The 6058-nt window shown below is 67.4% G+C and carries 7 protein-coding genes and 1 pseudogene; 1 reads left to right on the forward strand and 7 read right to left on the reverse strand.

All coding sequences use genetic code 11. From position 1 onward, the window contains the following. Nucleotides 1–42 precede the first annotated feature (42 nt). The 5 genes from J1M86_RS26120 to J1M86_RS26140 form a co-directional block, all read right to left on the reverse strand. The gene (locus tag J1M86_RS26120) at nucleotides 43–624 is read right to left on the reverse strand and encodes a hypothetical protein (RefSeq protein WP_206511951.1); all 582 of its coding nucleotides are present in this window, start codon (nucleotides 622–624) and stop codon (nucleotides 43–45) included. Nucleotides 625–691: 67 nt separating this feature from the next. Then, a complete protein-coding gene (locus J1M86_RS26125; RefSeq protein WP_206511952.1) occupies nucleotides 692–910 on the reverse strand; it encodes a hypothetical protein in 219 nt (72 codons plus the stop codon). Between the two features lie 2 nt (nucleotides 911–912). Further along, nucleotides 913–1281: a hypothetical protein gene (locus J1M86_RS26130; protein ID WP_206511953.1), complete on the reverse strand. Its 369-nt coding sequence runs from the start codon at nucleotides 1279–1281 to the stop codon at nucleotides 913–915. 7 nt (nucleotides 1282–1288) lie between these two features. After that, nucleotides 1289–2995 carry a hypothetical protein gene (locus tag J1M86_RS26135; protein ID WP_206511954.1) on the reverse strand — a complete coding sequence of 569 codons (1707 nt, stop codon included), beginning with the start codon at nucleotides 2993–2995 and terminating at the stop codon, nucleotides 1289–1291. Continuing rightward, nucleotides 2992–3516 (reverse strand): hypothetical protein, encoded by a 525-nt coding sequence (locus J1M86_RS26140; RefSeq protein WP_206511955.1) that lies wholly within the window; start codon nucleotides 3514–3516, stop codon nucleotides 2992–2994. The genes J1M86_RS26135 and J1M86_RS26140 overlap by 4 nt, the downstream gene beginning before the upstream one ends. Nucleotides 3517–4046: 530 nt before the next feature. Between J1M86_RS26140 and J1M86_RS26145 the strand changes: the two genes are divergently transcribed. Next, nucleotides 4047–4193, forward strand: coding sequence for a hypothetical protein (locus tag J1M86_RS26145; RefSeq protein ID WP_206511956.1), 147 nt, complete (start codon nucleotides 4047–4049; stop codon nucleotides 4191–4193). Nucleotides 4194–4617: 424 nt separating this feature from the next. On the opposite strand, the gene J1M86_RS26150 is transcribed toward J1M86_RS26145, so the two are convergent. Together J1M86_RS26150 and J1M86_RS26155 are read right to left on the reverse strand one after the other, a co-directional pair. Next, nucleotides 4618–5010: a hypothetical protein gene (locus tag J1M86_RS26150; protein ID WP_206511957.1), complete on the reverse strand. Its 393-nt coding sequence runs from the start codon at nucleotides 5008–5010 to the stop codon at nucleotides 4618–4620. A 351-nt stretch (nucleotides 5011–5361) separates the two neighbouring features. Continuing rightward, nucleotides 5362–5853: pseudogene (locus J1M86_RS26155) on the reverse strand (excalibur calcium-binding domain-containing protein); the annotation flags it as partial. Nucleotides 5854–6058: the final 205 nt, after the last annotated feature.

The raw sequence follows: 6058 nt of genomic DNA on the forward strand, positions 1-6058 counted from the left end.
CGGCACACCACGCGGTGTGTCGGGGGCTCTTAATCTACGAGGTCAGCGGCCGCGGGAGAGGCCTTCGCGGTCGCGGTCGAGTTCCTTCTGGCGGTGGCGGGCGACGGCCTGGTCGCGGAGCGGGGTCCGGGACGGCTGTCCGGTGGTGGTCGGCTTCTGGCGTCCCCAGTTGGGGTCCTTCTCCCGCTGGCGGGCTATTGCCGCGTCGCGGAGCGGGGTCCGCGAGGCCTGCTGCGCGACGGTGACCTTCTTCTGATCGTTCTCGGTCGCGGCGGTGCCGATCGCTTCCCTTGCCATAGTGCTCTCGTGCTTGCGGATCGCGGCCCGCTGCGCCCTCGCTTTGACGGCTTCGGGTGAGCCGAGCGCGGACTCTCCGAACTTCTTGGCGACGGCCTTGTCGCCTCCCTCGGCCATGAGGCTGCGGATTTCGCCCACCCGGTCGGCGTCGAGGTCGCGGCCCTTGCGCATGTCAGCGCTCTCGGTGTCGTTCAGGCTCTGCTTGACCTGACCGAAGTCCTCGTCGCGTTTGCGGTCCTCGGTGCGGCGCAGAGCGTCGCCGGCGGCGGTGGCTAGGTCGGCGGCGCTCGTCATGGCGCTCAGTGTCTTCTCTCGACTCAGGTCCATCCGTGACGCTCCTTCGTGTCGGCTCTGATAACAATCTAGAAAGTTAGAACGTGGTACTGATCTGGCGTTACTTGTTCAGCCACTTCGTTTCGAGGAGGATTGCTCCTCGCTTGATGCGTTCGAAGAGGTCATTCGCGTGGTCGAGGCAGGTGTGTTCCTCGGACCAGATATCGCGGCCGCTGTAGTTCTGGCTGTAAGTGATCTTGGCGATACTGACCGCTCCGCACCGTTTGCACTTGGGTTTGGCGGCTTCAACCTGGGCGCGGAAGTCATCGAGGAACGCCACGCTCAGCCCCAGCCCTTGTAGACGTCTGCGAGGTAGCGACCGCCTCGGTAGATGCCGTATCCGATGACGGCGAGGACGGCGAAGGTCACCGCGACGATGAGCAGGCGTCCCCCGGCGGTCTCGGCGGTCTCGAAGTTCGACCAGGCCCACCGGCTCAGCGGCCCGATGCCCAGTACCTCGGTGATCGGGACGACGAGCGTCCAGAGCAGGAATGCGACGACGGTGTACGGGATGGTGGCGAGGGCGAGCCGACCCCATGCTGCGCTGGTCAGGGCCTTCGACAGCTTGTCGGCGGTGACCATCGCTGCCCGCAGATCCTCGCTGACCTCGCGCTCGCGGACGGGTACGGCGTTGAGCTGCGCCCGCGTCACGGCCCCTTCAACGGCTGTAGCCACGGTCTTTGTCAGGTCGTGGCGGGTTGCCGATGAGTCGATCGCGCGCTGGTTTGCGCGGTTTGTCAGTGCCTCGAGGTGATCGGAGAGCTTCTGTACCTGTCTGGTCAGTGTTTCGATCGCGGGGCTGTGGTCCGGCGGCGGCGGTGTCTCGAGCAGCAGGTTCACGGCTGCGTCGATCCTCTTCAGCCCGCCGTTGAGCACCTCGACGGAGATTGTCAGCTCGGCGAGCTGCGAGCGTAGCTTCGCTAATTCGTCCTGTGTGTTCGGCGGTTCGCTGTTCTGGAGCGCCGCCAGTCTCGCGTCCCGGTCCTGCGTGGTGGTCATTGCTCTCCCTCGTCCTGGTGATGTCAATCTGCCCGTCTAAGCCCCGGCCGGTCCAGGCCGTTCCGAGTCGCTCGGTATCGAAGGCCACGTCGCCAGGTGCATCTGTCGCCGGAATGGAGACTGTCACTTCCGGGGCACCGACGCGTCCTTCGACGGTGATGCCGTGATCCGGTGCTGCGGCGATCAGGCGGTCGCGGTCGGTGACCCAGGGGTCCGCGATGGTCGCCCGGAGGCCGTTGAGCACCCGTCCTTCGTAGGTGCCTCCTGTCTGTCGTACATGCTCGACGTAGTCGTCGAATTGGGCGTCCCAGGGTGCTCGGCCGTCCGGGGTCAGATAGATCGGCACCGGCCGGTCGGCGGTCACGGTCGGCGGCGCGAACGTGGGAGTCGGGGCTTTCAGCTCGATTCCTTCTTCTTTTTCTGCTTTGTTTCTAGCGCATTGTTTCTCGACTTCTGCTTTTGTCGCGCTGTTGCCAAGACCGTTTTCCCCGCGTGCTCGTGCTTTTATCTTTCTGCCGTCTATTCCGGTCCAGGAATAGGAGACGCCGGATGTCCCGGTGACTCGCGTATTCACGCCTCGGGCGCTTAATCGGTCGGTGTAGTCGTCCCAGTCGGTCGCCAGTGCGCGGGCCTCGCGGAGCTGGACGCGCACGGCGTCGTGGTTGGAGTAGCCGGGGCCATCCGGGTCGGCGCGCATCTCATAGTCGCGACGGGTGATCTTGTCCCCGGACTGGCCGGCCTGGTGGCGTGCGCAGGCTTCGACGTAGGCGGCGTTGTCGTAGTGCAGTTCGCGCCGGATCACGCGGTCGGCGGTACGGCGTAGGTGGTTCTGGTCCTTCATGTCGCTGTCGATCGCTCGACCGGCGGCGTAGTTGTGGTGGGTCTCGATCCCGGCGGCGGAGATTTTCACGAGGGTGGCGTCGAGCTCGGAGACGGATGCCACCTGGACGTGGGTGTGCCACTTTCCGGGCACCCACGTCGCGGCGGCTCCGGTTCCTTCGTAGTGCCCGTTGTCGCGCTGGGTGGTCAGTTTGGCTTGGTGGCCGGGGAACGCTTCGGTGATCAGCTTCTCGGTCATCTCGTGCAACCGGAGGCCCGCCGCGTAGTCGTAGGGGTCAGCTTCCTCATGGGTCTGGCTGACGATCACGTGGTGAGTCTCGATCTTGAGCGACTGCTTCCCGTACGCGGCGCGGGTGCGCCGCATGTCCTCGATGAACGTCTCTGTTGTGCAGTCGCCCAAGGTCGATGCGACGGAGACCCGTTCGTGGAAGCCCTCCGGGGCGTCGAGATCGTGGGCGGGCGCGGTGCTGAGGTAGTCGTCGAGGGCGACGGCGCTCCCGGCGCGCTTGATCATCACGACGGTCACGGGCGGGGCTTCCCGGCGAGGGCGTCGAGGGCTTCGCGGATCGCGGTCAGCTCGGCGAGGATGGCGTCGAGTCCGGCGCGGATCGTGTCGAGGTCTTCGCGGTAGGCGAGCGGCAGCCGCTTGTACCCGTTGACGAACCGGGCCATCTGATTGAGGTTGCGCCCGACGCCGGTCGCCTGTGCCCTGATTCCGGAGAGATGGCGACCTATCGGGGCCAGCTCGGCGGTGAGGGCGGCGCGCAGCTCGTGGTCGACCTCGGTGACCTTGCGGCCGAGATAGGCGTCCACCGCGGCTTCGAGGACGTGTGAGAGCGCACGTCCCCCGGCGCGCTTCTTCAGCCGTGCGCGGGTGCCCGGTCGAGGCCGGAACCCGATGGTGGGTTCCTTCGTCGAGGACTTCAGTGCACGGGGCTGGTGCCCCGCTGGATCAGGCGGTGGTGGTGCCTCGGTGACGGGGTTGTCAGCCCCACCGGGATCGAGGGCCTTCGGCCCCGATCCGGCGTTGCTGCCTGCCCCCGTCACCGAGTCCCCGGTCCCGACGAGCGTCGCCCGCTCCGCCGGAATCGAGGGCCTGCGGCCCCGATCCGGCGTAGGCGGTCACCGCCGTCGTCGGAGATCATGCCACGAAGGTACGTGGCCGGGACTAGAGAGGCAAGCTTCCATATTGATAACGGGCACGCTTCGCGCCCCCGTTCTCAACATGGCTTGGTGGGGTTCCCCCACACCCCAAGGGCACCGCCTGTTGGCGGCTCTGACCCCGCCCCAGGGGGCGGGGTGCAGCGGCGGGTGGCCGCTGCGGAGGGCACCGCCTGGCGGCGGTTGCGGCCCCGGCTTGTGGCCGGTGCGCGGGCCTGCCAGCTCCCTCGGCCGGCTCTTCGGGCACCGGTGCCGGCCGCTGCGACGAGTGCCGCCTGGAGGGCGGGGGAGGGCGGTTCTGCCGTGGCCCATGCTGCGTCCCCGACCTACCTCCGGACCGGGTGCCGAGGTACGGCTTGCATTCGGGTCGACCGGTTGTGGTCCCGGCGGGCGAGGGTTCGGGGGATGCTAGACGGATGGACAAGCACCACGGCGAGGAGAGCGCACCGGACGGCGTCGAGCGGCCGGGAGAGAGCGTGTCGGAGGCGCAGCGACGGCGTGTGGCGGAGGCGTCGGCCAGGGTCGCGGAGGTGTCGGTGGGACTGAATCGACGGCTTGCGTGACCGGCTTCGTGTTCTGTGGGTTTCGAGGGGTCGGGGAGCGCGCTGTGCGGCGGGTGGTCTGGCTTGGATCGGGCGTCCGGTGCGCCGCGTGATGGCCTGCCCCGCCGCACTATGGCCGCGGTACGGCCCTATGACGGCGGTCAGCGCGATCAGGGCTGCACTATGGCCGCACTATGGCCGCAGTATGGCCGCAGTACGGCTCTATGACGGCGGTCAGCGCGATCAGGGCTGCACTATGGCCGCACTATGGCCGCAGTATGGCCGCAGTACGGCTCTATGACGGCGGTCAGCGCGATCACGGTTGCACTATGGCCGCGCTATGGCCGCAGTGGGGACTGCTGGATCGCGCCCAACGGTCGGTGGGACGGTTTGGCGGTGCTGTTGTGTACGTACCACGGCCGCAGTGTGACCGATATATCTGCGGCTATCGGCCCCAGGTGTTGGCGGCGGCACGAGCGAGAGGCAGCACGTCGTCGAGGGGGTTGCCGTCGATGATCCAGTCCGCAATTGTGCGGTTGCACAATTGCCCCTGCGGGGCCCGAAGCCACAGCGCGCACGTCCACGGATCCCCGGTGGCGCGCAGGATCAACCAAAGGGTGAGCAGGTCAGGATGCACCGTGCCTGTTTCGTTGGTGAACTGCCAGGTGGGATAGACCCATCCGCCACCGTCGCGCTGGCAGGCGATGACCGTGCCGGTGGATGCTGCTTTGGTGACCGCGTGTTTACTCACGCCCCACCACCGGATCAGTCCGGCGGTGTCATAGAACGGGCCCACGAGTTGGTCGCAGATGTGATTGGCTGGCAGCGCGAAGGTCATGGATCACGCCCTCCCGGTCGGTAGCCCTACGGCTGTGTCGCGGAGCCATTGCGGCACCGGAGCACGATTGAGGCGCAGGCGACTCGGGGCCGCTTCGCGAGGCCGTCGATACGCTCCTCGGTCGTGGTCATCGCTGACCCTCCTGCTTGTCGTTCGGATTCCAGTCTCCCTTTTTTGAGGCCTGGGCCGCCAGTGTTAGGGCGGTGCGGCTGATCGTGGTGGGGTGACAGTCATGGCGTTTCCCCTGCCCGGACGAGTCGGCGGCGACGGCAGGGGTGCCTGATCGCGTCGAGGTCGCTTCCGAGGTCGCTTCCGAGGTCGGCTCCGCCGACGCGGTGTCGGTCGGCGGCGCTATTCGCAGCCGACGCCGTCTCCGTCACCGTCGAACTTGGTGCTGAATCCGGGTTCTCCGACCCGGATCGGGGCTGCCCCTGCGGCACGAACCTCGCCGCAGTTCTTGTAGGTGACACCCGAGGGAGCCGGCTCGGGAGCGGGAACCGCGTTCGGCGCGGGTGCGACCGGTGCCGCCGGCGCGGGAGCCGGAGGCTCGACGACCGGGGCAGCAGCTCCGCAGTCTCCGAGGACCCGGACGATGGCGTCGCGTTCGGGCGGGGTGACCCACAGCCCGTAGGCCGCTTTGACCTCGACCTGTCGAGCGACGTAGGTGCATCGGTAGGCCTTGTTGCCGGGCAGCCACGTCGCGGCGTCGCCGTCGCTCTTCTGCTGGTTGGCCGGTCCGTCGACGGCCTGCAGGTTGCGCGGGTCGTTCGCGAAGTTCTGCCGGGTGGCCGGGTCGAGTTGCTGCGCGCCCGTCTGCCAGGCGTTGCTGAGTGCGATTATGTAGGGGCTTTAACTATGTTGGGTAAGGGGGTTGGGAGACCCCGATTGGACCACGGGTCGTCTCCCGCCAGCCGCTCCCGACTAGGGCGTGTCTCCCAATCGGCGTAGCCAGGTGAGAATTGCGCAGAGGGTGACGGCGGCGCGGTAGGTGATCGCGAGTTTGTCGTAGCGGGTGGCCAGCGCTCGCCATTGCTTGGCCAGAGCGAAG

Origin of the sequence: Rhodococcus sp. KRD197, from assembly GCF_017168235.1 — a bacterium.
In the GTDB taxonomy this organism is placed as follows: domain Bacteria; phylum Actinomycetota; class Actinomycetes; order Mycobacteriales; family Mycobacteriaceae; genus Rhodococcoides.

Excerpts from the sequence above, each read along its gene's own strand:
- J1M86_RS26145 (WP_206511956.1), top strand. The coding sequence starts at position 4,047 with ATGGACAAGCACCACGGCGAGGAGAGCGCACCGGACGGCGTCGAGCGG.
- J1M86_RS26150 (WP_206511957.1), bottom strand. The coding sequence starts at position 5,010 with ATGACCTTCGCGCTGCCAGCCAATCACATCTGCGACCAACTCGTGGGC.
- J1M86_RS26120 (WP_206511951.1), bottom strand. The coding sequence starts at position 624 with ATGGACCTGAGTCGAGAGAAGACACTGAGCGCCATGACGAGCGCCGCC.